Here is a 26,813-nt window from a genome sequence, read left to right on the forward strand (position 1 = left end):
AGTTGGCAGCATCACCTAATGAGTGAACGACCTGTTTGGGTAATAAGTTGCTTAATGATTGTGTTGTGGTCAGGCCTTATCTCCCATGGACGAAATAAGCTCCTTGAACTGGCAGGAAAAAGCCATAGCGAAGAGTTATGGAGTCCGGTTCGTTGCGCTTTTATAGGTGCATTAACACTCTATTACTATTTTATCGGCTTCTTTGGGATACTTGCAGCAATAGCTATAACGCTTGTCTGGCAAAGACATACTCGATTTTTCCATTAGTATTTAAAGTGGAATGTGGCTAAATTTTGATATTTTGTACAGTTGTGCCTTTATCTAAAAATTAAAAAGGTTTATGGAATGTTCAAAGATAAAACTCTGGCAGCAGATATCAGCGCATTAATGCTCGATATTGGTTCTAAATTAGATACATCAGTATCGCTTGTTCAGCAAACTTGCGATGAATCTGAGCTCAATACTTATCGTTCCGCCGTCGGGGAAATTATGGGGCGCATGTTAATCGACATCATGACCCCCATTTATACACAGCATCCCGAACTTAAACCAAAAGAACTTAACTGAGCTTCACATCGCCGCTTCATTTTTCGCCCGTAGCTTCTTCGCCTGGGTTTCCAGCAGCAGGTAACAGATCAGCGCCAGCAGCAGCGGGATAAAGTAGTACAGGACACGGTAAGCGAGCAGGGCGGCGATAATCGTTCCTTTTGATGTATGTTCCCCTGCCAGTAGCGCGATAAACACCGCTTCCAGTACGCCAATACCCGCTGGAATATGCACAATGACGCCGGAAATACTGCTAACCAGCAACACGCCCAGTACAAAGAAATAGTTCACGTTTTGACCAAATAACAGCCAGATAATCGCTCCCATAACCATCCAGTTAACGCTGGAAATCAGCATCTGGGCGAGGGCGAATTTCCATGAAGGTAGCACCAGCTTTTGCCCTTTGATGGTCATATGACGGTGTTTAGCGAAGGCGCAAAACCATAAATAGACTGCAATTATCAGCAGCAAACCAATGCCGAGAATACGCAGCGTGGTTTGATCGATATACCAGTGATCCGGCAGTTCCACCACGCCCACGGTAAAAATAATCCCGGCGAGCAAAATATAGCCCAGCCAGTTGGTGGTAATACTCAGCGAGAAAATCCGTGTAATAGTGCTACCCGGTAATCCCAGGCGGGAGTAAAGACGATAACGCATACCAATGCCGCCGACCCAGGTACTGAGCGTCAGGTTGAAGGCGTAGCAGATAAATGACACCAGCATCACCTGGCGCTTCGCCAGTTTATGACCGCAGTAGAAGCGGGCTAGCAGGTCATAACAGCCGTAAATCAGATAGCTGACGACCACCAGCCCAACCGCACTGAGCAGTGCAACGCGATTGTAGTCGCGGATGACCTTCCAGACCTCTTCCCAGTCTACCTTTTTGGCGTAGACCACCAGCAACACAATCACCGCGATAAAAAACAGCCAGGTGAGGATCTTCTTTGCCCGGCGCCAGCGTGGATGCGATTTACTCATCAGGGTTTTACCCCCGTGTTTTCTGTTTCTACCCGATCCTGAGTTTCCATTGCCGGCTGCGCGGGCGGATCAACTTGCGCCAGACGTGGCGTATGCGCCGGAAGCCAGCCCACCAGCGCCGGGAAATGGCGTAGAAAGTGGAATGCCAGCACGCTTTTAGTCAGGTTCCACCAGGTGCGTTTTGGCAGCATGGTTTCATCTACCTGCTGGCAGTCAGCGGCGATGATGCCATTCAGATTGTCGCGTAACGTCTGGTTAAAATTACGATCGTGGATGATAACGTTTGCTTCAAGATTCAGCGACAAACTGAGCGGATCGAGATTACTGGAGCCAACCGTCGCCCAGTGATCGTCCATCAATGCCACTTTGCCGTGGAGCGGGCGGCGGCGATATTCAAATACCTGAACGCCGCCTTTAACCAGATAGTTATACAGCAAGCGCGCGCCGACTCTGACAATAGGCATATCCGGTTCACCCTGAATGATCAGTTTGATCCGCACCCCACGCCGTGCCGCTTTACGCAAGGCGTGTAAAAATCGATAGCCGGGGAAGAAGTAGGCGTTGGCGATAATCACTTCCCGCCGCGCCTGAGTGAGCATTTTCAGATAGTGGCGCTCAATATCGCTGCGATGTTCTTCGTTATCGCGCCAGACCAGCAATACCTGCGCTTCTCCCGGCTGGCGGTTCTCTTCTGCCTTGTGATGACGTCGCCACCAGCGCCGTGCCGCGCTTTGTCCGGGCAGGTTTTCCAGTTCAAATTGCAGAATATCTTCCACAATTGGCCCCTCCAGGCGCACCGCGTAATCCTGTTTGGCCTCTGGACCGTAGCTGGACATATGCTCGGCGGAGTAATTCAGCCCGCCAATAAAGGCGATGCGTGCGTCGATCACCACAATTTTGCGATGCATCCGGCGAAACACATTGGTGCGCATACCGAACAGGCGAGGGCGGGGATCGTAATAACGAAACACCACGCCAGCCGCCGTCAGTTCATTGACAAACTCATCGCTGAGATCCGGCGAACCGTAGCCATCCAGCAAGACTTCCGCTTTAACCCCGCGTCGCGCAGCGTCCAGCAATGCTGCGTGTAATTGTTTACCGACGTCATCCTCGAACCAGATAAACGTTTCAAGAATAATGCGTTCTTGCGCCTCACCAATCGCTTTAAATACAGCGGGATAATATTGCTCGCCGTTCTCCAGCAACTGGATCTTATTGCCTTCGCGCCAGCTACATTTCATAAATGAATCTCCGCACTCAAAGGGGCATGATCAGAAAGATGTCGCCAGGTGCGCAGCGGTAGCGAGGTTGGCGCGCTGGCGCTGGCGTTTTTGACATAGATCCTGTCCAGACGTAGTAGAGGAAATTGCACCGGAAACGTGCGCGCCGGGCGTCCGTGGGCGCGGGTAAATATCTCATCCAGCCCGGCCTGTACTTTTAACGGATGATTGGCTTTTTGCCGCCAGTCGTTGAAATCACCCGCCACTAAAACGGGTTCGTCTGGCGGAAGCTGGTTTACCCATTCGGCAAGCATCGCAAGTTGCGCCTGACGGTGCGCCTCTCGCAAACCGAGATGTACGCACATCACATGAATCGCTTTTCCGGTCATTGGCGGCACAATGCGGCAGTAGAGCACGCCACGTTTTTCCGCGCCATCGACCGAAACATCGCGATTCTCATAATGTTCAATGGGATAGCGTGACAGTACGGCGTTGCCGTGATGCCCTTGCGGATACACAGCATTGCGACCGTAGGCAAAATCGCTCCACATGGTGTCGGCAAGAAACTCGTAGTGAGATGTGTCGGGCCAGTTTTCTACATGCAGCGGATGAACTTCGTGCGCGCCCATCACTTCCTGCAGGCAAACAATATCGGCGTTGACAGTGCGCACGGCGTCGCGAAGTTCCGGCAAAATGAAGCGTCGGTTAAACGCTGTAAAGCCTTTGTGAATATTGATGGTGAGTACCTTGAACGAAAATTGTTGTGTTTGATCGGGCATAATTTTCCTGTCTTTGCCTCTTATCTCATTGAAATAGTGTAGTCGGCGTCACAAAAAGGTGCGGTCTTACGGAATTTTCCGTAAAGTTCGGTACTCTGAGTTAGTAGAGATAAATTCTTCAGGAGAGAAGCCATGAAGTGGCAACAACGTGTTCGTGTCGCAACTGGCCTAAGTTGCTGGCAGATTATGTTGCATTTACTGGTAGTGGCGCTGCTGGTGGTGGGCTGGATGAGTAAAACTCTGGTTCACGTCGGCGTGGGATTGTGCGTGCTGTATTGTGTAACGGTAGTGATGATGCTGGTGTTTCAGCGCCACCCCGAACAACGCTGGCGCGAGGTGGCAGACGTACTGGAAGAGCTGACCACCACCTGGTATTTTGGCGCGGCGCTGATTGTGCTGTGGCTGTTGTCCCGCGTACTGGAAAACAACTATTTGCTGGCAATTGCAGGGCTGGCGATCCTTGCCGGCCCGGCGGTGGTGTCGTTACTGGCGAAAGATAAAAAGTTACATCACCTTGCGTCTAAACATCGCGTACGCCGCTGACCCTGTCGTGGCCGTTATCACCAGTAGCGGCCACAAACTGTTCCACACAATATCCAGACTCGCATCCTTCAAATAAATCTGCTTGGTAATGTCCGTAAAGTGGCGGATAGGGTTAATCCACGTCAGGTTTTGCAGCCACACCGGCATGTTCTCTACCGGCGAAACGTAACCGGAAAGCAGAATGGCGGGCATCATAAAGACGAATACGCCGATAAACGCCTGCTGTTGCGTTGCACAGAGTGATGAAATCAGCAGACCGAATCCCACCAGTGACAAACCGTAAATCACCATCGTGAAATAGAACAGCGCCAGCGATCCGGCGAAGGGGATTTGATACGCCCAGATACCAATCGCCAGCACAATGGTGGCCTGGAACGTGGCGACAATTAACGCCGGTACGGCTTTACCGATGAATATCTGCCAGGTGGTGAGGGGCGAAACCAGTAGCTGATCGAGCGTTCCCTGTTCGCGTTCGCGGGCGACAGAAAGTGAAGTGACGATCATCACGCCGATAGTGGTGATCATGGCGATCAACGATGGCACCACAAACCATTTGTAGTCGAGGTTTGGGTTATACCAGTTGCGTACCACCAGTTCGCTGTTGTTGGGTTTCGGTTTTCCTTCCAGCAGCTCCTGCTGATAGTTTTTGACGATCTGTTGCAGGTAGTTGGCGGCGATTTGCGCACTGTTGGAGTTACGCCCGTCGAGAATTAACTGCAACGGCGCGGTCTGGAAGGTATCCAGTTTGCGTGAGAAGTCTGCCGGGAAACGCACCAGCAGTAGCGCCTTTTGCGTGTCGATGGTTGGGCGGATCTCCTGCGGACTTTTCAGCAGCAGTACGTGGGTAAAGGCGCTGGCGCGGGCAAAACGTTGGGTCAGCTCCACCGAATGCTCGCCGTTATCTTCATCGTAGATAGCGATGGTGGCGTTTGTCACTTCCAGCGTGGCGGCAAACGGGAACAGGATCACCTGAATAAGCACGGGTAAAATCAGAATCGCCCGCGTTTGCGGTTCGCGCAGCAGCGACTGCAATTCTTTGCGGATTAACGTCCATAAGCGATGAAACATGCTCTTCTCCCTAATCCAGCCGACGTTTGGTTTTCAGCCACGTCAGGCCGATAAACATCACCGCCGAAGCGATCAAAAACAGCACATTCACCACCAGCACCACCGGAATATTCCCGGCGAGGAACAGGCTTTGCAGGGTGCTGACGAAATAACGTGCGGGAATAATGTACGTCACCGCGCGGATCACCGCTGGCATACTGTCGATCTGAAAAATAAAGCCGGAAAGCATAATCGACGGCAGGAAAGCTGCGTTCAGTGCTACCTGAGCGGCGTTGAACTGGTTGCGGGTAATCGTAGAAATCAGCAGCCCCATCCCCAGGGTACTGAGCAAAAACAGACTGGTGATAAAAAACAGGATCAGCAGCGAACCGCGATAGGGCACGCCGAGAATAAACACCGACACCAGCATACAGAGCAGCATCGCCAGCATACCGAGGAAGTAATAGGGGATCAGCTTACACAACAGCAGTTCCGTGCGGGTAATCTCCGTAGAGAGCAAAGCCTCCATAGTGCCGCGCTCCCACTCCCGCGCTACCACCAGCGAGGTGAGGATCGCGCCGATAACCGTCATGATAATGGTTACCGCACCGGGGATAATAAAGTGCTGGCTTATCGCCGCCGGGTTAAACCAGTAGCGTGTCTGGACGTCGATAAGCGGTTCAAACGTCTGCCCATTGTCCTCTGCCCGCTGCATTTGCCAGATCTGCCAGATCCCTTCGACATAACCCTGCACAAAGTTGGCGGTATTCGGCTCGCTGCCGTCGGTGATCACCTGAATCGGCGCGGTAGCGTTGGCGCGCTCCATCTGTTCGGCAAAATCCACCGGAATCACCACCAGACCGCGAATTTTCCCCGCCTGCATTTTGGCGATCAGTTCCTGACGGTTATCGCTGATGGTGGCGTCAATATAGGGCGAGCCGGTCATAGTGTGGGTGAAATCCAGCGCCGCTTCGCTACGCTGCTCCAGCAAAATCCCGACCCGCAGCTTACTGGAGTCGAGGTTAATGCCGTAACCAAAAATAAACAGCAGCAACAGCGGGATCACCACCGCAATCAGCCAGCTACTTGGATCGCGAATGATCTGCCGCGTCTCTTTGACGCACAGCGCCCGCACACGACGCCAGGAAAGGATCGGGTTACTCATTGCCATGCTCCTTATCCCAGTTGTGGATCAATTGAATAAAGGCTTGCTCCATAGTGGGATCGTGTTGCTCATCGTTAGCCGACTGCGCTTTCAAATCGTCCGGCGTGCCGCTGGCAATCAGCTTCCCGCGATACACCAGCCCGATGCGGTCGCAATATTCCGCTTCATCCATAAAGTGGGTGGTAACCATCACCGTAACGCCTTTCTCTACCATGCTGTTGATATGCAGCCAGAACTCGCGGCGGGTGAGGGGATCGACGCCGGAGGTCGGTTCATCAAGAAACAGAATGTCCGGTTCATGCATCAGCGAGCAGGCCAGCGCCAGCCGCTGTTTAAAACCCAACGGCAGTTCATCGGTGGCATGTGAGGCGATACTTTTCAGGCCGAACGCCTCGCTCATACGGGAGATTTTTTCGTTCTGCGCCCGACCGCGTAAACCATACACACCGGAGAAAAAGCGTAAATTCTGTTCGACCGTCAAGTTGCCGTAGAGCGAAAATTTTTGTGCCATATAGCCGAGATGCTGGCGCGCTTTACCGGAACTCTCTTTCAGATCCATCCCCAGCACCAGCGCCTGACCAGAGGTCGGCACCAGCAAGCCACACATCATCTTAAAGGTGGTTGATTTCCCCGCGCCGTTTGGCCCGAGCAAACCAAAGATTTCACCGCGTTTGACGGCAAAATTCACATGATCGGTGGCGGCAAAATCACCAAATTTCTTGGTCAGCTCTTTCGCTTCGATCACCGTCTCGCCGGGTGTGCCTTCTACCGTATGTAATATTGCGCCCAGCGGCGATTCCGAGGTTCCGGCACCGCCCAGCAAATCAATAAACGCATCTTCAAAACGCGGCGTAGTTTCGTTGATGTTGATTTCCGGCATCCCGTCAGCGCGGCGAATATCGTCTGGTGTGGCCTCTTTTTTGAGGATCAGGCGCACGGATTTCCCCTGAATCATCCCGTCGCTGACCTGTGGCAGTTTCAATGCCCGTTGCAGCAATTTGCGGTTGCCCTCGTGCGGGCTGGTCATCAGAAAACTGCGTCCGGCCATAGTCTGCGTCAGAGCCGTCGGTTCCCCCTGATACAGCAACTCGCCTTCGTTCATCAGTAACACGTCACGGCACTGCTCGGCTTCATCGAGATACGAGGTGCTCCAGAGGATCAGCATCCCTTCGCCCGCCAGCTCATGCACCATCTGCCACAGTTCGCGCCGTGAGATAGGGTCAACGCCGACGCCGGGTTCATCGAGCAGTAACACTTTCGGCGCGCCCACCAGGGTACAGGCCAGCCCGAGTTTTTGCTTCATCCCGCCAGAGAGCTTGCCCGCCAGGCGTCCGGTAAACGGGCCAAGAGACGTAAACTCCAGCAGGCGAGCAAAAGTCTGCTTCCGCGCTTCACCGGTGACGCTGCGCAAATCCGCGTACAGATTGAGGTTCTCCATCACCGTCAGATCTTCATACAGACCAAATTTCTGCGGCATATAGCCGAGCACGGCGTGCAGCGCAGCGTCGTTTTTGATCGGATCAAAGCCAATCACCGTGGCACTGCCGCTGTCGGGTTTCAGTAATCCCGCCAGCATCCGCATCAGCGTGGTTTTGCCCGCACCGTCCGGCCCCACCAGCCCCGTCACATAACCAGCGTGAATGGTGCAGTCGAGCGGCGCGACGGCGGGCTTATCCATGCCCGGAAAGCGTTTTTCCAGGCCGTTCAGCGTGATAACGGCATCATTCATGTCCTGCCTCGTCACCGAATTGCACCGTCACTGGCATACCCTGGCGTAACGCATCATCGGCGTCGGTCACCACAATACGCAGGCGATAGACGAGGTCGGTACGCAGATCCGGCGTTTCGACGGTTTTCGGGGTAAATTCAGCAGTCGGCGAAACGAAACCAATCTGCCCGTGATAGGGCTTGTCCGGGCGACCATCGGTATAGAGCAGCACTTTGCGTCCCGGCTGCGCCTGGTCAAGATTACGTTCATCAACATAAGCGCGCACCCACACCGGACGCGTCAGCGAGACGGTAAACACCGTGCCGCCTTCATTGAGCACCGTGCCAGGCTCTACTGCACGGGTTAACAGCGTGCCGTCAGACGGTGCGACCAGCGTCGAATCCTGCAAATTCAGCTCCGCCTGCGCCAGTTGCGCCTGCGCCTGTTCGAGGCTGGCTTTTGCCTGGGCGATATCCTGTTCACGGTTACCGGAACGGTACTGACGTAATTTATCCTGAGCTGATTTCAGCGTTGCCTGCGCCTGGTCGCGCGAGGAGCGGGCATTTTCCAGGTCGTTTGCCGAAATGGTGCGGCTTTTCCACAACCCTTGCTGGCGGTTATAGAAGTTCTGCGCATAGTCATATGCGGCTTGCGCCTGTTTCACGGCGGCGGCCGCCTGAGCGATTTCTTCGTCGCGATACCCGGCAAGCATCAAGTCATACTGCGCCTGAGCCACCGAAACGCCCGCTTTCGCCTGCATCAGGGCAATCTCATACGGCTTATGATCCAGTTCGCCCAGCACCTGGCCCGCTTTGATCGCATCACCTTCGTCTACCGCCAGCGACTCAACGCGACCTCCGACACGGAAGCTCAGATTCACCGTACGAATATCCACGTTGCCATACAGCGTCAGGCCGTTATCCTGGCGGCTTTGATACCACCAGTAGCCTCCGGCAACCACGGCGGCAAGCACCACTACCGTCAGTCCAGTCACGACAGTTTTTTTCATCACTACAAACTCCTTTGCGATAATCCTTGCAAAATCAGGTCGATATGACAGGTCACCGTCTGGTTGATCAGTTCGGTCTTTTCTTCATCGAACGCGCTCCAGCCGGTGCGTAACAGAATCGTTTCTTTACCAAGACGAAACGCCAGAATCTCGCCAAGTAATGCATGGGTATGGAGGATCATGCGGGTATCGTTGGCATCACAACCGGTCCAGGCGGCGATCAGACGCGTAAGATGGCTGTGTAGCGGGCTAATCACCTGTTCATGCACCAGATGGTAGGCCGCCGTAGGAGAGAGCTGCTCACGGGAGATAAACTTGCTGAGGTTGACAGTGTCCTCCTGGGTGAGCAGTTGAATCATGTTCCTGCAGGCGCGAAGGATCAGTTCGCGGATGGCTGCGCGATCCGGCTGTGGTTGCGCGAATAAGCGTTCGGCTTCCTCGGCGTGCGGACGGAACTGTTCGCCAATAAAATCGGCAATCCACTGGGCGCAGGCGAGGTATAAATCTTCTTTCGAACCGAAGTAATAGGTAATAGCAGCGATATTCTGCCCGGCCTGGGCGGCGATATCGCGGGTGGTGGCGTTCATTCCATACTCACCAAACTGCGCCAGTGCAGCGGCAATCAGCTGCTTTTTCGCCTGTTCACCTTTGGTTGTCATGGCAGGACTATTCATAGCACAGCCCATTCTTAATCAAATGATTGATTAAGATTATGACTCATTTTTCGCGTTGTCCAGTATGGCTAAGAATTTGAGCAACGCCAGTCACAGGGATAATTTATGCGCTGCGTCACAAAAACTGCTACACTCCGCTCCCTCATGACATTGTGGTTTTTGTCATTTTCCTTTTCAGTATCTCCCTGAAAACTACACCGGTAACGGTCGGGGCGGTTCGGAGTAGTTATGTCTTTCGATTCTTTGGGTTTAAGCCCTGATATCCTGCGCGCCGTTGCCGAGCAAGGTTACCGTGAACCCACCCCTATTCAGCAGCAGGCGATCCCTGCGGTGCTGGAAGGCCGCGACCTGATGGCCAGTGCCCAGACCGGCACGGGCAAAACAGCGGGCTTTACGTTACCGCTGTTGCAACACCTGATTTCCCGCGAGCCGCACGCCAAAGGGCGTCGTCCAGTACGCGCGTTGATCCTCACCCCGACCCGCGAACTGGCGGCGCAGATTGGTGAAAACGTCCGTGATTACAGCAAATACCTGAATATTCGTTCGCTGGTGGTGTTTGGTGGCGTCAGCATTAACCCACAGATGATGAAGCTGCGTGGCGGTGTTGATGTGCTGGTGGCAACGCCGGGGCGTTTGCTGGATCTGGAACACCAGAACGCGGTGAAACTGGATCAGATAGAGATCCTCGTCCTTGATGAAGCTGACCGTATGCTCGATATGGGCTTTATCCACGATATTCGTCGTGTGTTAACAAAACTGCCCGCGAAGCGCCAGAACCTGCTGTTCTCCGCGACTTTCTCTGACGAGATTAAAGCTCTGGCAGAAAAACTGCTGCATAACCCGCTGGAAATCGAAGTGGCACGCCGCAATACCGCCTCTGAGCAAGTGACCCAGCACGTTCACTTTGTCGATAAGAAACGCAAACGGGAATTGCTGTCACACATGATTGGTAAAGGTAACTGGCAGCAGGTGCTGGTGTTTACTCGAACCAAACATGGCGCTAACCATCTGGCTGAACAATTAAATAAAGATGGCATTCGCAGTGCGGCGATCCACGGCAATAAATCGCAAGGTGCGCGTACCCGTGCGCTGGCCGATTTTAAATCGGGTGATATTCGTGTGCTGGTGGCGACCGACATCGCCGCGCGTGGCCTGGATATCGAAGAGTTGCCGCACGTCGTCAACTATGAGCTGCCAAACGTACCGGAAGATTATGTCCACCGTATCGGGCGTACTGGTCGTGCCGCCGCCACCGGCGAAGCGTTATCGCTGGTGTGTGTTGATGAACACAAACTGCTGCGTGATATCGAAAAACTGCTGAAAAAAGAGATCCCACGCATTGCGATTCCGGGCTATGAGCCGGACCCGTCAATCAAAGCCGAACCGATCCAGAATGGTCGCCAGCAACGCAGTGGCGGCGGTCGTGGGCAGGGTGGTGGTCGCAGTCAACAGCAACCACGCCGTGGAGAAGGTGGTGCGAAGTCTGGTAACGCGAAACCCGCAGAAAAACCGTCTCGTCGTCTCGGCGATGCCAAACCAGCAGGCGAACAACAACGTCGCCGCCGTCCGCGTAAACCTGCCGCTGCGCAGTAATCTTTTATGCCGGGCTATGCCCGGCAGCAGACTGATGACAAAGTCCCAAAAGTGCCTGGACAGTCCCCTCGCCCCTTCGGGGAGAGGGTTAGGGTGAGGGGAACAAACCCGCACTGGCGTGATTATTTACCCTCACCCCGACCCTCTCCCTAAAAGGGCGAGGGGGGACAATGATGTTTCTCCCGATGCGGGAAATCCCTACATCCGGAAAACGTTATTGCGAGCCGCTTTCCAGAAACAGAAAAACCATTACCCCTGAAAACCGAAAAATGCCACAATATTGGCTGTTTATACAGTATTTCAGGTTTTCTCATGGCATTAACCGCCGCGCTTAAAGCGCAAATTGCCGCCTGGTATAAGGCGCTTCAGGAACAGATCCCCGACTTTATTCCCCGTGCGCCGCAGCGGCAGATGATTGCGGACGTCGCCAAAACGCTGGCCGGAGAAGAAGGGCGGCATCTGGCGATTGAAGCACCCACCGGCGTTGGGAAAACGCTCTCCTATTTGATTCCTGGCATTGCGATTGCCCGCGAAGAGCAAAAAACGCTGGTGGTCAGTACCGCCAACGTGGCATTGCAGGATCAGATCTACAGCAAAGATTTACCTTTGTTGAAAAAGATCATTCCCGATCTTAAATTCACCGCCGCTTTCGGGCGTGGGCGCTACGTTTGCCCACGCAACCTGACGGCGCTCGCCAGCACTGAACCCACGCAACAGGACCTGCTCGCTTTTCTTGACGACGAACTGACGCCTAATAATCAGGAAGAGCAAAAACGCTGTGCAAAGCTGAAGGGCGATCTCGACACTTATAAATGGGATGGCCTGCGCGATCATACTGATATCGCTATTGATGACGATCTCTGGCGACGGCTGAGTACCGACAAAGCCAGCTGCCTCAACCGCAACTGTTACTACTACCGCGAATGCCCGTTTTTTGTTGCCCGTCGGGAGATTCAGGAAGCAGAAGTGGTGGTGGCAAACCATGCGCTGGTGATGGCGGCGATGGAAAGCGAAGCTGTATTGCCAGACCCGAAAAACTTGCTGCTGGTGCTGGATGAAGGGCATCACCTGCCGGACGTGGCGCGGGATGCGCTGGAGATGAGCGCCGAAATCACCGCGCCCTGGTATCGGCTCCAACTGGACTTGTTCACGAAACTGGTCGCCACCTGCATAGAGCAGTTTCGCCCGAAGACGATCCCACCGCTGGCAATCCCTGAACGTTTGAATGCGCATTGTGAAGAGTTGTATGAGCTTATCGCCTCTTTAAACAACATTCTCAATCTCTATATGCCTGCCGGGCAGGAGGCTGAGCACCGGTTTGCGATGGGCGAACTGCCTGATGAAGTGCTGGAGATCTGCCAGCGGCTGGCGAAACTGACCGAGATGCTGCGTGGCCTGGCAGAACTGTTCCTCAACGATTTAAGCGAGAAAACCGGCAGCCACGATATTGTGCGTCTGCATCGGTTGATTTTGCAGATGAACCGCGCGCTGGGGATGTTTGAGGCGCAAAGCAAACTCTGGCGGCTGGCCTCGCTGGCGCAATCTTCCGGTGCGCCAGTGACCAAATGGGCGACGCGGGAAGAGCGTGACGGGCAGCTACATCTCTGGTTTCACTGCGTGGGGATCCGCGTCAGCGATCAGCTGGAAAGGCTGCTGTGGCGCAGCATTCCGCACATTATTGTCACTTCCGCGACCTTGCGTTCGTTGAACAGTTTTTCGCGTTTGCAGGAGATGAGCGGGCTGAAAGAGAAAGCAGGCGACCGCTTTGTGGCGCTGGATTCACCGTTCAACCACTGCGAGCAGGGCAAAATTGTTATTCCCCGGATGCGCTTTGAGCCTTCCATCGACAACGAAGAGCAGCACATTGCTGAAATGGCGGCCTTTTTCCGTGAGCAGGTGGAGAGCAAAAAGCATCTCGGCATGTTGGTGCTGTTTGCCAGCGGACGGGCGATGCATCGGTTTCTCGACTATGTGACGGATTTACGTTTGATGTTACTGGTGCAGGGCGATCAGCCGCGCTACCGCTTAGTTGAACTGCATCGCAAACGCGTCGCTAACGGTGAGCGCAGCGTGCTGGTGGGCTTACAGTCATTCGCCGAAGGCCTTGATCTGAAAGGCGATCTGCTCAGCCAGGTGCATATCCATAAAATCGCCTTTCCGCCTATCGACAGTCCGGTGGTGATCACCGAAGGCGAATGGCTAAAAAGTCTTAATCGCTACCCGTTTGAGGTGCAAAGCCTGCCGAGTGCTTCGTTTAATCTGATTCAGCAAGTTGGGCGTCTTATTCGAAGCCACAGTTGCTGGGGCGAAGTGGTTATCTACGACAAACGCTTGTTGACCAAAAATTATGGCAAGCGACTACTGGATGCATTACCGGTATTTCCAATAGAGCAACCGGAAGTCCCTGAAGGTATAGTTAAAAAGAAAGAAAAAGCGAAATCCCCACGCCGTCGGCGGCGTTAATGATGTGAGTCAGGTAAGGAGTCGTAAATGGACTATCGCAAAATCATTAAAGAGATCGGGCGCGGGAAAAACCACGCACGCGATCTGGACCAGGATACGGCGCGCGGTCTGTATGCCCATATGCTCAATGGCGAAGTGCCTGACCTTGAGTTGGGTGGCATATTGATTGCACTGCGTATCAAAGGGGAAGGGGAAGCAGAGATGCTCGGCTTTTACGAAGCCATGCAAAATCACACCATCAAGCTGACGCCCCCCGTCGGCAAGCCGATGCCGATTGTCATCCCCAGTTACAACGGCGCGCGTAAACAGGCCAACCTGACGCCGTTGCTGGCGATTCTGCTGCATAAACTCGGTTTTCCGGTGGTCGTTCACGGCGTTAGTGAAGATCCGACTCGCGTGCTGACCGAAACCATTTTTCAACTGATGGGGATTGCGCCAACGCTACATGCCGGACAAGCACAGGCGAAGCTTGACGAGCACCAGCCGGTATTTATGCCCGTAGGCGCGTTTTGCCCGCCGCTGGAAAAACAACTGGCGATGCGCTGGCGGATGGGCGTGCGCAACAGTGCGCATACCCTGGCGAAACTGGCGACACCGTTTGCCGAAGGTGAGGCACTGCGTCTTTCCAGCGTCTCGCATCCGGAATACATCGGGCGAGTCGCGAAGTTCTTTCGCGATATCGGCGGACGGGCGCTGTTAATGCACGGCACTGAAGGCGAAGTCTATGCTAATCCGCAACGCTGCCCGCAAATAAATCTTATTGACCGCGAAGGGATGCGGGTGCTGTATGAAAAACAGGACACTGCTGGCAACGAGCTACTGCCACAAGCAAAAGACCCGGAAACCACGGCGAAGTGGATTGAACGTTGCCTGGCTGGCAGCGAACCAATTCCCGAGTCACTCAACATCCAGATGGCTTGCTGTCTGGCGGCGGCGGGCGAAGTGGCAACCATTAGCGATGGTCTGGCGCGCATTAAGCAATCATTTTAATTTCTTCCTCAGCCGGATGATGAGTGTCATCCGGTCTTTACTCCACTGCACCATGAAAGTGCAGCATCTTTATTGACCTTCCCGTGTGCGGCGCGCAGCATAAAAAAACAACAGGCATATAACATAAACAGGAGTTAACCATGGAAAGTGGTCATCGCTTTCATGCCCGGACGCTGCACAACTTTGTTCTGACTGTGTTTCGTCAGATGGGTAGCGAGGAACAGGAAGCAAAATTAGTAGCAGATCATTTAATCGCAGCAAATCTGGCAGGGCATGATTCACATGGTATTGGCATGATCCCGAATTATGTGCGTTCCTGGCAGCAGGGCTATTTGCAGATCAACCATCACGCCAAAATTGTCAAAGATGCGGGAGCTGTGGTCACGCTTGATGGCGATCGCGCATGTGGTCAGGTAGCTGCATATGAGGCCATGACTCTGGGGATTGAAAAAGCACGTCACCACGGTATTGCTGCCGTGGCGCTGCGTAACTCACATCATATCGGGCGCATTGGTTATTGGGCGGAACAGTGCGCGGCGGCGGGGTTTGTCTCTATCCACTTTGTCAGTGTGGTAGGGAGCAAGGCTGTTGCGCCGTTCCGTGGTCGTGATAGTCGCTTCGGCACCAATCCGTTTTGCGTTGTTTTCCCACGTAAAGATGACTTCCCGCTGTTGCTCGATTACGCCACCAGCACCATTGCGTTTGGTAAAGCGCGTGTGGCCTGGCATAAAGGCGTGCCCGTACCACCTGGTTGCCTGATCGACGTTAACGGTGTGCCAACGACCGATCCGGCAGTAATGCTGGAGTCACCGTTAGGAGCGTTGTTGGCTTTTGCTGAACATAAAGGTTACGCCCTGGCGGTGATGTGCGAAATTCTCGGTGGTGCGCTTTCTGGTGGTAAAACCACTTATCAGGAAACATTGCAGCACAGCCCGGATGCCGGTTTTAACTGCATGACGAGCATTATCATTAACCCGGAGCTGTTCGGTGCGCCAGATTGTGCAGCGCAGTCCGAAGCCTTTGCCGAGTGGGTGAAAGCCTCGCCGCATGATGACGATAAACCGATTTTGCTGCCGGGAGAGTGGGAAGTTAATATGCGCCGTGAACGGCAGGAAACGGGGGTTCCGTTGGATGCCGGGAGCTGGCAGGCAATTTGTGACGCCGCGCGGCAGATTGGTATATCAGAAGAGACGTTGCAGGCTTTCAGCCAGCAGTCAGCCAGCTAAAAAAAGCCCGTCCAGTGACGGACGGGCAAACAAGGGTAACATAGGATCAATGAGGGTTGGAGCACATGCGTCTGTCGGCAAACAGACAGGGAAATTCAGAACCTGATAGCTTCTTGCCGGATGCGGCGTAAACGCTTTATCCGGCCTGCGAATTACTTATAGATAACCGCTGTGCCGCTTAATTTATTGTTGTTGGTGGCGGATGTGATGCTGTATCCACTGGCGCCAGCCGCCGCCGCTTTTTCAGCCAGTTTCGCTTCCAGGGCATCGAGGGTGGATGCGCCATCGGCAGAAACTACGCCAATTTTATTCATGCTTTGTGCCTGGGATGCCGTGACCGGCTCCGCCGCGAACACGCCAAATGACAGAGTGGAAAGAGCCATAGCAGCAACAACAGTATTGATAGTTTTCATAATTAATCTCTCGCAGGTGATTTTTGTTTAAGTGACGTTGTTTCGTCGATGTGATGAGTATCACGTTTTTTTACGAGAGATAAAATCGAAGAGAATTGACCGCCTTGTTCAAATAAATTGATTGATATCTAACATGCTGATAATCCATTCATTTATCGTATGTATTAACCAATTTTGTAACATGTGGCAGTTACGGCTGCGTTAAAGGCACGGAATGCCACGAAAAACGCAAATCATACTATCTACACATCATGCTAGTTGCAGTTAACGTAACTGGCTGTCTTTCGAACCTCTGCGATTATATCCTGTATAACCCGGTTTTTGTAAATCTTTCTCCTGCTGACAGTGAATGCATAAGCGCACGCCAGGAATGGCTTCCCGACGAGCCTGCGGGATGGGAGCGCCGCACTCTTCACATTCATACAGGCTTTTGCCACGCGGAATTTCACCCCTGGCGCGGGCAATCGCATCTTCAATTGTACTGTTGATCTGTTCGTTGACGGCGTCATCGTTAGCCCAACCGGATGCCATATCGTCCTCCCCATATCAATGCTTGTACAGTTAAGTGTAGCTAATATAGGGGCGAACCTGGGCAGTTCAAGCGTCAGATCTCCGACCATTCCCGCAGCAGATTATGATAAAGATTGAGTAGCGACAGGATCTCTTCTCCTTCGCCGTAGCGGTTTTTGAGTGACTGAATATTGTTGTCCAGCTCGAACAGCATGGCGCGCTTTTTATCGTCGCGGATCATTGATTGTATCCACATAAATGACGCCACCCGTACGCCGTGCGTTACGGGGGTTACACAGTGCAGGCTGCTGGAGGGATACAACACCAGATCGCCTGCCGGAAGTTTTACCCGATGTTGCCCGAAGGTGTCATTGACGACCAGTTCGCCGCCTTCGTAACTTTGTGGATCGCTCAAAAACAGCGTGGCGGAAAGATCGGTGCGCATCCAGCCGTTTTGCGGATGACTGCGTACCGCGCCATCCACATGAAAACCATAGGTTTCATTATTCTGATAGCGATTAAACAGCGGCGTGGAAATGGTACGCGGCAAGGCAGCGGCAAAGAACAGTGCATGTTGGTTAACCGCGTTCAGCACTTCATTTTGTAATGCGGCATATAACGCGCTGCGGGTGTCTACCTGTTGATTATTCTTGACCTGCGCGCCTTGTGCGCCGGTGGTGACACGTCCATCAATCCATTCGGCTTGTTCCAGTTGGGCACGAAACCGGGCGACGTCCTGTGGCGATAACACACCGGGAATGTGGTACATCATATAGGTTCTCCAAAAAGTGGGGGCTGAGCATCACACCGATTGTTGATAGAGTGCACTTAACTCATGCCGGATGCGGCGTGAACGCCTTATCCGGTCTACAAAATGATGTAAATTCAATACATTGCACGAATTTCGCAGGCCTGATAAGCGTAGCGCATCAGGCAGTTCTGTTCTCGCCATCAATCTTAGTGCGCCCTGCACCCCACATCTGAATCAGAAATGCATATTGGCGGTGAGCAGGAAAGTTCTTGGCTCACCCGGATGATAACGGTAGCCGCTCTTGTTGATTGAGGCGACGTAATCGGTATCGAACAGGTTGTAGACGTTTAACTGGAAGTCGAGATTGCGATTAACCCGATAACCCAGTTTGGCATCGGCGACCCAATAACCTTCGGTAAACGCTGGCGTTCCCACCGCGCCGTCTGAACCTTTACGCATACTGCCGATATAGCGAGCGCCTGCACCAACGGAGATATCATCGGTTGCCTGATATTGGCTCCATAGGGTAAAGGCGTGTTCCGGCGTATACGGCAGTGATGAGGAACCATCCTGAGCAACGTCAGCGCCGTTTTTGATAGTCGCTTTTTGCTGGGTGTAACCGCCAATCACTTGCCAGGCCGGAGTGATATTCCCGGCAACGGAAATCTCATAGCCTTCGACGCGTTTCTTACCGTATTGCGAGTAAGTCCCGTCATCATTTTGCTCAACTTCATTTTCGATATCAGTACGGAACAGCGCGGCAGTGAGTAGCAGGCGTTTATCCAGCACCTGCCATTTGGTGCCAATCTCACTGGTTTTGGCTTTTTGCGGTTTAAAGTCGGTACGGCTGGCACTGTTACCGCTACCAGACTGCGCAAGGGCGAAATTACTGCCACCTGGTGGTTGTTGGGAAACGGCATAGTTCACGTAGACATTGCCATTGTCTGTCAGGTGATACAGCGCCCCGGCTTTCCAGTTCACCAGATTGCCAGACTTAGCGGTGTCGACAGTAGTGACTGGAGAACCGTATGCCACGCCGCTCGGGCAGGTGACGGCACCGCGACCACTGCCGCCGCAGGCGGTAGCACTGTCGTATTCAGTATGATAATTGTCCAGCCGAATTCCGCCGTTCAGCTCAAAATCACGGGTGATTTGCAGCGTATCGAAGGCATAAATTGCAAAGGTATCCGTCTGACCATTGGCATTTGCGCCGTTGCGCGTCAGGCCACCGGGATGAATGCTGCTGTCAGGATGATAAATATTCACCGCCGGTAACGTCACCGGATTAACGCCGTAGTTGGTTTGCGTTTCGCGGGTAAATTCCACGCCGGTACTGATATCATGACCGATAGAGCCGGTATAGAACGTCGAGGTCAGGTTGGTCTGGTTGGTGAGAATTTTATTACTCACATCTTTGGTATTCGCAGTGCGTGACCACGTCCAGCTATTCACATCGCTGGTGGGCTGGGTAATATTCGACGCCCCGCCCATAATTGCCGTCATCAGGTAATCCTGCTTCACGCGCGACCAACGCGTGGTATTGCGAATAGTGGTGTTATCGCTGATGTCGTGCTCAAAACGCATGGTGGCAGTATCGGTGGTCGAATCGTCGTAATCGGAATCTGTACCATAAAAGTTATGCGTATCAACTTTTCCGGAATGATTCAGCGCCGCCGTACCCGCAGAAGGTGCGGAATAGCCCGGTAAACCAATGGTCGGAATGCCGCCGTCTGGCGTATTGTGCTGGGTGACGTGTAAATAGTTGAGATACAAACGATTCGACGTACCGAGACCAAATGCCACGGAAGGGGCGACGCCGTAACGCTCGTTTTTGACTTTATCGCGCCCGGCATCGTGCGTCTTTTCGCCCATCATATTCAGACGTACCGCAGTGGTATCGCCAATGACCTGATTAACATCCAGCGTGCCGCGACGGAACCAGGCGCTACCAATACTGGCGGAGGCGTCAATACCTGAATCATTGCGCGGCTGTTTGCTGATCATATTGATCGAACCCGTCGGCGCACTACGCCCGTAGTCGGTGCCGGACGGGCCTTTAATCACTTCGACCTGTTCGGTATTGAAGGTGTCGCGCGAGACGCTGCCAATATCGCGAATACCATCAATATAAATGCTGTTAGAGGTATCGGCTCCGCGCATATAAATGGCGTCACCAGTGGTGGAGTTACCGTTCTCACCAGCAAAAAACGCACCCACGCCGGGGACGTTTTTAAGCGCGTCGGTAAGGTTGGTTGCGCCCTGATCTTTAATCACTTGTTCCGAAATCACCGTCATCGTGCGGGTTGTATCCGCTACCGGACGTAAGAATTTCGGATCGGCAGATTGTTGTGGTGCATAAAGCGAAGGCGTTGATGCTTCGACAACCAGCGTGTCATCCGCGTTAGTTTGCCCTTCGGCGGCGAGTGCCTGTGCCACAGGCGTGATACCGATACAAAGACCGGCAAAGAACGTGAGCGAATGAAATTGTCTGGCAGGGAAATTGCGATTGTTTTCCATTTTGCAGGTGACTTTTTCTTATATGTTAAAATTTTCACTGTCACGAGAAAGCATCTCTGCGGATGCGATGCCACTGTTAATCCCGTAAAAGCGATCGTGCAAGTGATAATAATTTTGATAAGCATTATCACTTGGCGCGATTTTCTATCACCCATTGCGCGAAAAAGAAATACATTTATTTACATTATGTTCATATTTGATGTTTTTCGATTACAAAATGGACGAAAACTGCATCCAGAGGCGAATGCAGTTACGTTGGTGGGGTTATTTGTAGATGGTTGCAGTACCGAACATCTGGTCATTTCCGCCTGCGGAATTAATGACATAACCTTTCGCGCCTTGTTCGCGCGCTTTTTCTGCCAGTTTATCCTCCAGATCGCTTAGGTTAGATGCGCCGGTCGCCGAAACGGTTCCGGCTGGTCGTAGTTGACCGCTGTCCTGGTTACTCAGTGGCTGCGCGGCATAAGCCGTGAAGGTGATTCCGCTCAGGACGGTGGCAATCAGTAGTGCGAGGCACTTTTTCATAATGACATCCTCATAAATACAACGAGTAGTGCCTGATAAGTGTAGGTCTCCTGTGCGATGAAAATGACGCAAAAAATTGACAGACATGCGCTTATTTTTTGAACAATATATTTTTACAAAACAAGACAAATCAATGACATGCAGCGTGCTGATTTTTATGATGAATTGATGAAAAATGCAGTCGGGTTAAGGTTTTGAAGCATGTTAAACGCAGCCAGATATTTACCCTGCTGCGTTATGCGGGTATCTTACGCCGCTGCTTAAAGGAGAATGCTATGTCCGCCCAGAAACCGGGGTTACACCCGCGCAATCGTCATCACAGTCGCTACGATCTCGCCACGCTTTGTCAGGTGAATCCTGAACTGGCGCAATTCCTTACGCTTACCCCTGCCGGTGAGCAAAGCGTTGACTTCGCCAATCCGCTGGCAGTGAAGGCGCTCAACAAGGCGCTGTTGGCACATTTTTATGCTGTGGCGAGCTGGGATATCCCTGACGGTTTTCTCTGCCCACCGGTGCCGGGTCGGGCAGATTATATTCATCATCTTGCTGATTTACTGGCTGAGGCAAGCGGAACAATTCCAGCCAATGCCAGCATTCTGGATATCGGTGTTGGTGCAAATTGTATTTATCCGCTGATTGGTGTGCATGAATATGGCTGGCGTTTTACTGGTACAGAAACTAACAGCCAGGCATTAAGCAGCGCGCAGGCGATCATCAGCGCCAATCCGGGTCTTAACCGCGCTATCCGCCTGCGTCGGCAAAAGGATACCGGCGCCATTTTTAACGGCATCATCCACAAAAACGAGCAATACGACGCAACCTTGTGCAACCCACCGTTCCATGACTCCGCAGCAGCAGCGCGTGCCGGCAGCGAACGCAAACGGCGTAACCTGGGGCTGGACAGAGATAACGCGCTGAACTTTGGCGGTCAGCAACAGGAGCTGTGGTGTGAAGGTGGCGAAGTGGCCTTTATCAAAAAGATGATTGAAGAGAGTAAAGGCTTCGCGAAGCAGGTGATGTGGTTTACCTCGCTGGTATCTCGTGGCGAAAACTTACCGCCGTTGTATCGTGCTCTGACGGATGTTGGCGCGGTGAAAGTGGTCAAAAAAGAGATGGCCCAGGGGCAAAAACAGAGTCGCTTTATTGCCTGGACCTTTATGAACGACGAACAGCGCCGTCGTTTTGTCAATCGCCAGCGTTAAAGCGTAGGCTCCCCCGATGGCAGTGGTGCTACCGGGGGCGTTCCCGGCAGCACCTGATAAGTTTGCACCGGCGCACGAACACCAGCCTGGTCGAAATGTTTTTTCACCTGGCTGTCGAGGGCAAATCTCACCGTCCACTGTTTGAGCGGCAGCGTGGTAAACGAAACACGCAGCGTAAACGCGGTATTGCTTAAGCCGACAATACCGGCAAAGTTCGGTTCACCAATAATCAGCCCGCGAATTTCTTCATTTTCCATCACCGCCGCTACGGCATCCTTCAGCGCCTGATTGGCTTTATCGGCATCCTCATGCCGATCGACATCATAGTTTGCTACCACCGAACCAATGCCACGGACGAAGTTAGCAAAGGTGGTTATCGAAGACCACGGAATGATGTGATACGCACCGGTATCCTGACGCACGCCCACGGAGCGAATCGACATCCGTTCCACCGTGCCGGTCAACGGCCCGATGGTAACCAAATCTCCGGTGTTCATACCGTTTTCAAACTGAATGAACACGCCGGTAATAATATCTTTCACCAGCGTTTGCGAACCAAACGAGATAGCCAGACCTAATGCCCCGGCACCTGCCAGCAGCGGTGCGATATTGACGCCGATTTCCGACAAAACAATCATGATGGTGATGGTGCTGATAATCACCGCCAGCGCATTGCGAAACAGTGTCAGCAGGGTACGCGTACGGGCGCTGGGCAGCGGGCGACCGTGAATATCTGAAGCCAGCCGGTTTTCGATCAAACTGGCGAGCACCGTCCAGCCAACCGCCGAGAAGAAAAGGATGAGCGCGATACGGATCAGGATATCCACGGTTTTCTGTCCCGCGCCGTTTTGCAGCCAGTTCCAGAAATCGAACAGCCCCCAGGCGCTGAGCAGCAACATTACCGCCACGCACACCGTCAGAATACGTGCCGTTTTCAGTGCTGCTGATAGCCAGCCGTTCAGCCGTTTTTGCAGCTCCGGATAGTTACGCTGAGTATGTGGCGAGAGAGTGATGGTCTTCGCCAGCCAGCGGGAAAACATACCGGAAACAAACGCCGCGATACCAATAATCGCCAGACTGCGCACCGTTGCGCCCATCATAAATTTCAGGCTGTTTCCCGGATCGAACAACGAAAAGAAAAACAGCACAATAAAATAGGCGCTTGCCAGCCAGTGCCACACCAGCGCAAAGGCGCGGATAAACAGGCTGAAGAATGCCAGCGAGTGCTCCGCGAAGTTGAGTAGATGCTGGGTAATCTCTTTTTTATTACGAAAGATCAGATACAGCGCCCAGACGGTCATGCACAGCATGATTATCACGTTTGCCAGCGCCCCAATTTGCACATTCACCTGATTAGAGATAATCGGCACTGCCACAATCAGTCCATAACCAATCAGACTGCTTAACCAGCTAAGACGGCGGCACCAGTAGCGGGCGCTTTCATCCTGAATATTGAACGGGCGCAGCTCTGCCACGTTCGGGCAGAAAATCAGGCGTAAAACAGCTTTGAAAAATTCAATCAGAGCGAAAGCATTGAGAAACAGGCTTTGTTGAAAAGCGATGGTTTTGCTACCGGCGTTGAGGTTGTCGCTTAGTACCTGGCCGACAAATAACGTCAGAGCCAGCAACAGCAAATCGATAATAAACGCCCCGATAATCATCGCTGGAAGCTGCAACCAGTTACTGCGCTCACGGTTTTTTTGCCGCGCCCACTGACCCATTTTGCGATACAGCGGCAGCGCGCACAGGCGAATCAGCCAGTAAAAACCAAACACCAGCACCGCGAGCATTGAAAAATGGGTCAGCGCGTTGTTGAAGGTTTGCGGGTTAAAGGGTTTATGCGGGGAGCCAGTGATATTGCGGTAAAGTTGCCCGAAGCGCGCGGAGAGGGCTTCACCATAATGGCGGCTGATTTCAGTCACCTTTTGCAGCACGGTTTGCTCTTCAACCAGCGTCGGCGGCACGATTTTCGGTACGGGGTCTGCGGGGGGCGTGGCGGCAACGGTGCGTAGCTGGTCGATCAACTCTTTGCGCGAGGTGTCATTATCCAGCACATCCGCCAGTGCGCCATAGGCCGCTTTTTTTTGTTCGATATCCGGTTCCGGAGCCGGTTCGGAGGTTGAATCTGTTGTTGCTGTGGTTGTTACGCCGGGTATGGACACCGCGTGGGCAGGTGCGCCCAGCAGGCAGATGAGGATGAACAGAATCCACCGCATGACTCCTCCAGTGAGAAAACAGAGCAAAAAGATAAGTATAGATGCTGGGGGAGGAGCGATTTGAAATGAGAGGAATCTGGTGTTCCTCCCTTTCGGGGGAAAGGGAGGCTGAGAAGTTAAGAGACGTGCTGTAAAAATTCCTGCAAACGCTGGCTCGGCGGGTTCTTGATCAACACCTGAGGATCGCCATCTTCCGCAATCCGGCCTTTATCAATAAAGATCAGACGTGAAGCCACTTTCTCAGCAAAACCGATTTCGTGGGTCACAATCACCATCGTCATGCCTTCTTCTGCCAGATCCTGCATAACCTTCAGCACTTCATGGCGCAGTTCCGGGTCAAGAGCGGAAGTCGGTTCATCGAACAGCATCATTTTCGGCTTCACCGCCAGCGCGCGGGCAATCGCCACACGCTGCTGTTGACCACCAGAAAGTTCGGAAGGGTAGTGATGTGCGCGTTCTGCCAGACCGACCTTCGCCAGCAGCTCACGTGCCAGTTTTTCCGCCTCTTCTTTGTTTGCGCCACGCACGCGTAGCGGACCAAACATTACGTTTTCCAGCGCCGTCAGGTGCGGGAAGAGGTAAAATTGCTGGAACACCATGCCCGCTTCCTGGCGAATCAGACGCTCGTCAACTTTCGGATCGTTAACCTTCAGACCATCGACAATCAGATCACCAGAGGTAATTTCTTCCAGTTTGTTGATGCAGCGCAGCAGGGTTGATTTACCGGAACCAGAAGGCCCGATAATCACCACCACTTCGCCCTGAGCAATGTTCAAATCGATATTGTGCAGCACCTGGGTAGGACCAAAATGCTTGGAGACGTTTTTAAATTCAATCACAGGATTTTCATCCTTCTTTCCAGACGACGCAGAATAAAGCTCAGCACCAGGGTAATAATCAGATAAAACACCGCCACGGCGCTCCAGATCTCAAGGGCGCGGAAGTTACCGGCAATAATTTCTTGCCCCTGACGGGTCAGCTCCGCCACGCCGATAACAATAAACAGCGAGGTGTCTTTAATGCTGATGATCCACTGGTTGCCCAGCGGCGGCAGCATACGGCGCAGTGCCAGAGGTAAAATGACGTAGCGAATGGTTTCCCAACGTGAAAGACCAAGTGCCAGCCCGGCTTCACGGAAACCTTTGTGGATTGACAGCACTGCACCACGAGTGATTTCCGCAATGTATGCGCCGGAGTTAATCATGATGGTGACCACCGCCGCAGTAAACGGGTCGATGCGTAAGTCGTTAAACGCCATCGGCAGGGCGAAGTAGATAAACATCACCTGGACGACGATAGGTGTGCCGCGAATCACTTCAATAAAGACTAACGCGACGTGGTTGGCTATCCAACCGCCAAAGGTGCGTGCAAAACCTGCCGCCAGTCCGATCACCAGGCCGCCAGCCAGACCGAGGATCGAAATCCACAGGGTCATTTTGGCGCCTTCAATCAGAAGCGGAATGGCAGGCCAGATGGCACTCCAGTCAAACTGCATATGTTGTTCCTGTTACCGTGGTGTAAATAATCAAATTCAGGGTAATTAATGGCGTTGGAGCAGGCCTGTGCCCTCACCCTAATCCTCTCCCCAGAGGGGAGAGGGGACTGTCCGTGCGCTTTACAGGCGTGGTGTTATTATTTCGGTTCTGTACCGAACCATTTTTTGTAGATTTCGTTGTAAGTTCCGTTTTCGCGCAGGGTTTTCAACGCGCCGTTGACTTTATCACGCAGCTCGTCGCTACCTTTCGGGAAAGCAATACCGTATTGCTGTGCTTCCAGAGAGTCACCCACCGCTTTGAACTGGCCGTTACCGGCGGTTTTGATGAAGTAAAGAATGTTTGGTGTATCGTGCAGGACGGCGTCTGCGCGGTTAGTACCCAGTTCCATATAGGCGTTATCGATGTTCGGGAACTGTCGCAGATCTTTGGTTTTGATGTTCGTCTTCGCGTAATCAACGGAGCCAGTGCCGCTCTTCACAGCAACCACTTTACCGTCGAGATCTTTCACGCTTTTCACATCGTTGTTGTTCGCTTTCACCATCACTAACAGACCGCTTTTGTAGTAGCCGTCAGAGAAATCGATCGCTTTTTTACGCTCGTCGGTGATAGTGATGCCCGCCAGCGCCAGATCGACGTTTTTGGTTTGCAGCGCCGGAATGATACCGCTGAAATCCATCGGTTTCAGTTCGTAATCCAGCTTCAGTTCTTTGGCGATTGCCGCCCACAGATCGACATCAAAGCCCACGTATTTGTCGCCCTGTTTAAATTCAAACGGAACGAAAGCGGTATCTGTCGCGACAACTAATTTTTTATCTGCGGCATGGGAAGAAACCGCAAAAGCCAGGGTCAGTGCTGCCAGTGAAACTTTTAATACAGACTTCATAGCATTTCCTTTTTTCTATCCACGGGACGATCCCCTGCGTAACATTTACCTATATGAAAAAATCGTGCCAGTTTTGCAACTCGTTGATTTTTCGAGAGGCGATGAAAACGAATTGCACGATTTATGAGGCAACACCGTTAGATTGCACCATTATGGGGCGCCAAAGTGGTGCGCTAAAATAGTGCAGTCAACACAGTGATTATTTAGCGTAAATCCTGATGAAAAAACAATCTTTATGTAATGATTGTGTGATGATGTTGATACAAAAAGTTTACTTTGTCAGGCTGGAAGGGCAGTTGGATGCACTAAAAAAGTGCGTAGAGACGAGGCATCAAAAAAAACGGCCCCCTTTCAGG

24 protein-coding genes and 1 pseudogene are annotated in these 26,813 nt (G+C 52.8%); 8 read left to right on the forward strand and 17 right to left on the reverse strand.

Annotated features, from left to right (window positions below):
* Together A7589_RS13365 and A7589_RS13370 are read left to right on the forward strand one after the other, a co-directional pair.
* Positions 1 to 267: pseudogene (locus A7589_RS13365) on the forward strand (Bax inhibitor-1/YccA family protein); the annotation flags it as partial.
* A 78-nt stretch (positions 268 to 345) separates the two neighbouring features.
* Positions 346 to 567 (forward strand): hypothetical protein, encoded by a 222-nt coding sequence (locus A7589_RS13370; RefSeq protein WP_000471747.1) that lies wholly within the window; start codon positions 346 to 348, stop codon positions 565 to 567.
* 3 nt (positions 568 to 570) lie between these two features.
* On the opposite strand, the gene A7589_RS13375 is transcribed toward A7589_RS13370, so the two are convergent.
* From A7589_RS13375 to A7589_RS13385, 3 genes are read right to left on the reverse strand one after another with little or no spacing between them, the layout of a single operon-like run.
* The gene (locus A7589_RS13375; protein WP_000045486.1) at positions 571 to 1,527 is read right to left on the reverse strand and encodes a lysylphosphatidylglycerol synthase domain-containing protein; all 957 of its coding nucleotides are present in this window, start codon (positions 1,525 to 1,527) and stop codon (positions 571 to 573) included.
* Positions 1,527 to 2,768, reverse strand: coding sequence for a cardiolipin synthase ClsB (gene clsB / locus A7589_RS13380; protein ID WP_000650352.1), 1,242 nt, complete (start codon positions 2,766 to 2,768; stop codon positions 1,527 to 1,529). The genes A7589_RS13375 and clsB overlap by 1 nt, the downstream gene beginning before the upstream one ends.
* Complete coding sequence (locus tag A7589_RS13385; protein ID WP_001113335.1) at positions 2,765 to 3,526, reverse strand: endonuclease/exonuclease/phosphatase family protein; 762 nt, start codon at positions 3,524 to 3,526, stop codon at positions 2,765 to 2,767. The genes clsB and A7589_RS13385 overlap by 4 nt, the downstream gene beginning before the upstream one ends.
* Positions 3,527 to 3,658: 132 nt before the next feature.
* Here A7589_RS13385 and A7589_RS13390 point away from each other — a divergent pair, with 132 nt between their 5' ends.
* Positions 3,659 to 4,069, forward strand: coding sequence for a YbhQ family protein (locus tag A7589_RS13390; RefSeq protein WP_000871987.1), 411 nt, complete (start codon positions 3,659 to 3,661; stop codon positions 4,067 to 4,069).
* Here the strand turns inward: A7589_RS13390 and A7589_RS13395 are convergent.
* Genes A7589_RS13395 through cecR form a run of 5 tightly spaced genes read right to left on the reverse strand, consistent with a single transcriptional unit; the run spans position 4,031 to position 9,672 of the window.
* Complete coding sequence (locus A7589_RS13395) at positions 4,031 to 5,137, reverse strand: ABC transporter permease (RefSeq protein ID WP_000469029.1); 1,107 nt, start codon at positions 5,135 to 5,137, stop codon at positions 4,031 to 4,033. The two genes, A7589_RS13390 and A7589_RS13395, sit on opposite strands and share 39 nt — an antisense overlap.
* Positions 5,138 to 5,147: 10 nt before the next feature.
* Entirely contained in the window at positions 5,148 to 6,281 is a 1,134-nt protein-coding gene (locus A7589_RS13400; RefSeq protein WP_000070112.1) for an ABC transporter permease, read from the reverse strand.
* A complete protein-coding gene (locus A7589_RS13405) occupies positions 6,274 to 8,010 on the reverse strand; it encodes an ATP-binding cassette domain-containing protein (RefSeq protein WP_108188882.1) in 1,737 nt (578 codons plus the stop codon). Before A7589_RS13405 ends, A7589_RS13400 begins: the two co-directional genes overlap by 8 nt.
* The gene (hlyD, locus tag A7589_RS13410) at positions 8,003 to 8,998 is read right to left on the reverse strand and encodes a secretion protein HlyD (RefSeq protein WP_133174892.1); all 996 of its coding nucleotides are present in this window, start codon (positions 8,996 to 8,998) and stop codon (positions 8,003 to 8,005) included. Before hlyD ends, A7589_RS13405 begins: the two co-directional genes overlap by 8 nt.
* Positions 8,999 to 9,000: 2 nt before the next feature.
* Complete coding sequence (gene cecR / locus A7589_RS13415) at positions 9,001 to 9,672, reverse strand: DNA-binding transcriptional regulator CecR (protein WP_010354758.1); 672 nt, start codon at positions 9,670 to 9,672, stop codon at positions 9,001 to 9,003.
* 228 nt (positions 9,673 to 9,900) lie between these two features.
* Here cecR and rhlE point away from each other — a divergent pair, with 228 nt between their 5' ends.
* The 4 genes from rhlE to A7589_RS13435 all read left to right on the forward strand — a co-directional run bounded on the left by rhlE (position 9,901) and on the right by A7589_RS13435 (position 15,944).
* On the forward strand, positions 9,901 to 11,265 hold the full coding sequence (gene rhlE / locus A7589_RS13420; protein ID WP_000007077.1) for an ATP-dependent RNA helicase RhlE: 1,365 nt from the start codon (positions 9,901 to 9,903) through the stop codon (positions 11,263 to 11,265).
* Positions 11,266 to 11,577: 312 nt separating this feature from the next.
* Entirely contained in the window at positions 11,578 to 13,728 is a 2,151-nt protein-coding gene (gene dinG, locus A7589_RS13425) for an ATP-dependent DNA helicase DinG (RefSeq protein ID WP_001218647.1), read from the forward strand.
* Positions 13,729 to 13,755: 27 nt separating this feature from the next.
* On the forward strand, positions 13,756 to 14,718 hold the full coding sequence (gene ybiB / locus A7589_RS13430; protein WP_000386503.1) for a DNA-binding protein YbiB: 963 nt from the start codon (positions 13,756 to 13,758) through the stop codon (positions 14,716 to 14,718).
* Positions 14,719 to 14,858: 140 nt separating this feature from the next.
* Positions 14,859 to 15,944, forward strand: a complete 1,086-nt coding sequence (locus A7589_RS13435; protein ID WP_000443554.1) for a malate/lactate/ureidoglycolate dehydrogenase — start codon at positions 14,859 to 14,861, stop codon at positions 15,942 to 15,944.
* A 152-nt stretch (positions 15,945 to 16,096) separates the two neighbouring features.
* Here A7589_RS13435 and ybiJ read toward each other — a convergent pair whose 3' ends face one another.
* The 5 genes from ybiJ to mcbA all read right to left on the reverse strand — a co-directional run bounded on the left by ybiJ (position 16,097) and on the right by mcbA (position 20,660).
* A complete protein-coding gene (gene ybiJ / locus A7589_RS13440; protein WP_000849307.1) occupies positions 16,097 to 16,357 on the reverse strand; it encodes a DUF1471 family protein YbiJ in 261 nt (86 codons plus the stop codon).
* A gap of 264 nt (positions 16,358 to 16,621) precedes the next feature.
* Positions 16,622 to 16,888 carry a C4-type zinc finger protein YbiI gene (gene ybiI / locus A7589_RS13445; protein WP_000146367.1) on the reverse strand — a complete coding sequence of 89 codons (267 nt, stop codon included), beginning with the start codon at positions 16,886 to 16,888 and terminating at the stop codon, positions 16,622 to 16,624.
* Positions 16,889 to 16,961: 73 nt separating this feature from the next.
* Positions 16,962 to 17,639, reverse strand: coding sequence for a PKHD-type hydroxylase YbiX (gene ybiX, locus A7589_RS13450; protein ID WP_000990156.1), 678 nt, complete (start codon positions 17,637 to 17,639; stop codon positions 16,962 to 16,964).
* A 213-nt stretch (positions 17,640 to 17,852) separates the two neighbouring features.
* A complete protein-coding gene (locus A7589_RS13455; protein WP_105282691.1) occupies positions 17,853 to 20,135 on the reverse strand; it encodes a catecholate siderophore receptor Fiu in 2,283 nt (760 codons plus the stop codon).
* A 264-nt stretch (positions 20,136 to 20,399) separates the two neighbouring features.
* A complete protein-coding gene (gene mcbA / locus A7589_RS22835) occupies positions 20,400 to 20,660 on the reverse strand; it encodes a DUF1471 family periplasmic protein McbA (protein WP_010347475.1) in 261 nt (86 codons plus the stop codon).
* Positions 20,661 to 20,935: 275 nt separating this feature from the next.
* Here mcbA and rlmF point away from each other — a divergent pair, with 275 nt between their 5' ends.
* A complete protein-coding gene (gene rlmF, locus A7589_RS13465; RefSeq protein ID WP_010354760.1) occupies positions 20,936 to 21,862 on the forward strand; it encodes a 23S rRNA (adenine(1618)-N(6))-methyltransferase RlmF in 927 nt (308 codons plus the stop codon).
* Here the strand turns inward: rlmF and ybiO are convergent.
* From ybiO to glnH, 4 genes are all read right to left on the reverse strand, one after another.
* Positions 21,859 to 24,078, reverse strand: a complete 2,220-nt coding sequence (gene ybiO, locus A7589_RS13470) for a mechanosensitive channel protein (protein WP_001267278.1) — start codon at positions 24,076 to 24,078, stop codon at positions 21,859 to 21,861. The two genes, rlmF and ybiO, sit on opposite strands and share 4 nt — an antisense overlap.
* A 116-nt stretch (positions 24,079 to 24,194) precedes the next feature.
* Positions 24,195 to 24,917 (reverse strand): glutamine ABC transporter ATP-binding protein GlnQ, encoded by a 723-nt coding sequence (gene glnQ, locus A7589_RS13475; RefSeq protein ID WP_000569080.1) that lies wholly within the window; start codon positions 24,915 to 24,917, stop codon positions 24,195 to 24,197.
* Positions 24,914 to 25,573 carry a glutamine ABC transporter permease GlnP gene (gene glnP / locus A7589_RS13480; protein WP_001159053.1) on the reverse strand — a complete coding sequence of 220 codons (660 nt, stop codon included), beginning with the start codon at positions 25,571 to 25,573 and terminating at the stop codon, positions 24,914 to 24,916. Before glnP ends, glnQ begins: the two co-directional genes overlap by 4 nt.
* A 137-nt stretch (positions 25,574 to 25,710) precedes the next feature.
* Entirely contained in the window at positions 25,711 to 26,457 is a 747-nt protein-coding gene (glnH, locus tag A7589_RS13485) for a glutamine ABC transporter substrate-binding protein GlnH (RefSeq protein WP_000843874.1), read from the reverse strand.
* Positions 26,458 to 26,813 lie beyond the last annotated feature (356 nt).

It is taken from the genome of Escherichia sp. MOD1-EC6475 (assembly GCF_003046645.1).
GTDB lineage: Bacteria > Pseudomonadota > Gammaproteobacteria > Enterobacterales > Enterobacteriaceae > Escherichia > Escherichia ruysiae.

Bases quoted from the DNA above. Each gene is read 5' to 3' on its own strand.
- glnP (WP_001159053.1), bottom strand. From the start codon at position 25,573: ATGCAGTTTGACTGGAGTGCCATCTGGCCTGCCATTCCGCTTCTGATT.
- rhlE (WP_000007077.1), top strand. From the start codon at position 9,901: ATGTCTTTCGATTCTTTGGGTTTAAGCCCTGATATCCTGCGCGCCGTT.
- A7589_RS13385 (WP_001113335.1), bottom strand. From the start codon at position 3,526: ATGCCCGATCAAACACAACAATTTTCGTTCAAGGTACTCACCATCAAT.
- A7589_RS13375 (WP_000045486.1), bottom strand. From the start codon at position 1,527: ATGAGTAAATCGCATCCACGCTGGCGCCGGGCAAAGAAGATCCTCACC.
- ybiI (WP_000146367.1), bottom strand. From the start codon at position 16,888: ATGGCATCCGGTTGGGCTAACGATGACGCCGTCAACGAACAGATCAAC.
- A7589_RS13400 (WP_000070112.1), bottom strand. From the start codon at position 6,281: ATGAGTAACCCGATCCTTTCCTGGCGTCGTGTGCGGGCGCTGTGCGTC.
- A7589_RS13395 (WP_000469029.1), bottom strand. From the start codon at position 5,137: ATGTTTCATCGCTTATGGACGTTAATCCGCAAAGAATTGCAGTCGCTG.
- ybiO (WP_001267278.1), bottom strand. From the start codon at position 24,078: ATGCGGTGGATTCTGTTCATCCTCATCTGCCTGCTGGGCGCACCTGCC.
- ybiJ (WP_000849307.1), bottom strand. From the start codon at position 16,357: ATGAAAACTATCAATACTGTTGTTGCTGCTATGGCTCTTTCCACTCTG.
- rlmF (WP_010354760.1), top strand. From the start codon at position 20,936: ATGTCCGCCCAGAAACCGGGGTTACACCCGCGCAATCGTCATCACAGT.
- A7589_RS13370 (WP_000471747.1), top strand. From the start codon at position 346: ATGTTCAAAGATAAAACTCTGGCAGCAGATATCAGCGCATTAATGCTC.
- A7589_RS13390 (WP_000871987.1), top strand. From the start codon at position 3,659: ATGAAGTGGCAACAACGTGTTCGTGTCGCAACTGGCCTAAGTTGCTGG.
- mcbA (WP_010347475.1), bottom strand. From the start codon at position 20,660: ATGAAAAAGTGCCTCGCACTACTGATTGCCACCGTCCTGAGCGGAATC.
- ybiX (WP_000990156.1), bottom strand. From the start codon at position 17,639: ATGATGTACCACATTCCCGGTGTGTTATCGCCACAGGACGTCGCCCGG.
- A7589_RS13455 (WP_105282691.1), bottom strand. From the start codon at position 20,135: ATGGAAAACAATCGCAATTTCCCTGCCAGACAATTTCATTCGCTCACG.
- A7589_RS13435 (WP_000443554.1), top strand. From the start codon at position 14,859: ATGGAAAGTGGTCATCGCTTTCATGCCCGGACGCTGCACAACTTTGTT.
- hlyD (WP_133174892.1), bottom strand. From the start codon at position 8,998: ATGAAAAAAACTGTCGTGACTGGACTGACGGTAGTGGTGCTTGCCGCC.
- ybiB (WP_000386503.1), top strand. From the start codon at position 13,756: ATGGACTATCGCAAAATCATTAAAGAGATCGGGCGCGGGAAAAACCAC.
- glnH (WP_000843874.1), bottom strand. From the start codon at position 26,457: ATGAAGTCTGTATTAAAAGTTTCACTGGCAGCACTGACCCTGGCTTTT.
- A7589_RS13405 (WP_108188882.1), bottom strand. From the start codon at position 8,010: ATGAATGATGCCGTTATCACGCTGAACGGCCTGGAAAAACGCTTTCCG.
- cecR (WP_010354758.1), bottom strand. From the start codon at position 9,672: ATGAATAGTCCTGCCATGACAACCAAAGGTGAACAGGCGAAAAAGCAG.
- clsB (WP_000650352.1), bottom strand. From the start codon at position 2,768: ATGAAATGTAGCTGGCGCGAAGGCAATAAGATCCAGTTGCTGGAGAAC.
- dinG (WP_001218647.1), top strand. From the start codon at position 11,578: ATGGCATTAACCGCCGCGCTTAAAGCGCAAATTGCCGCCTGGTATAAG.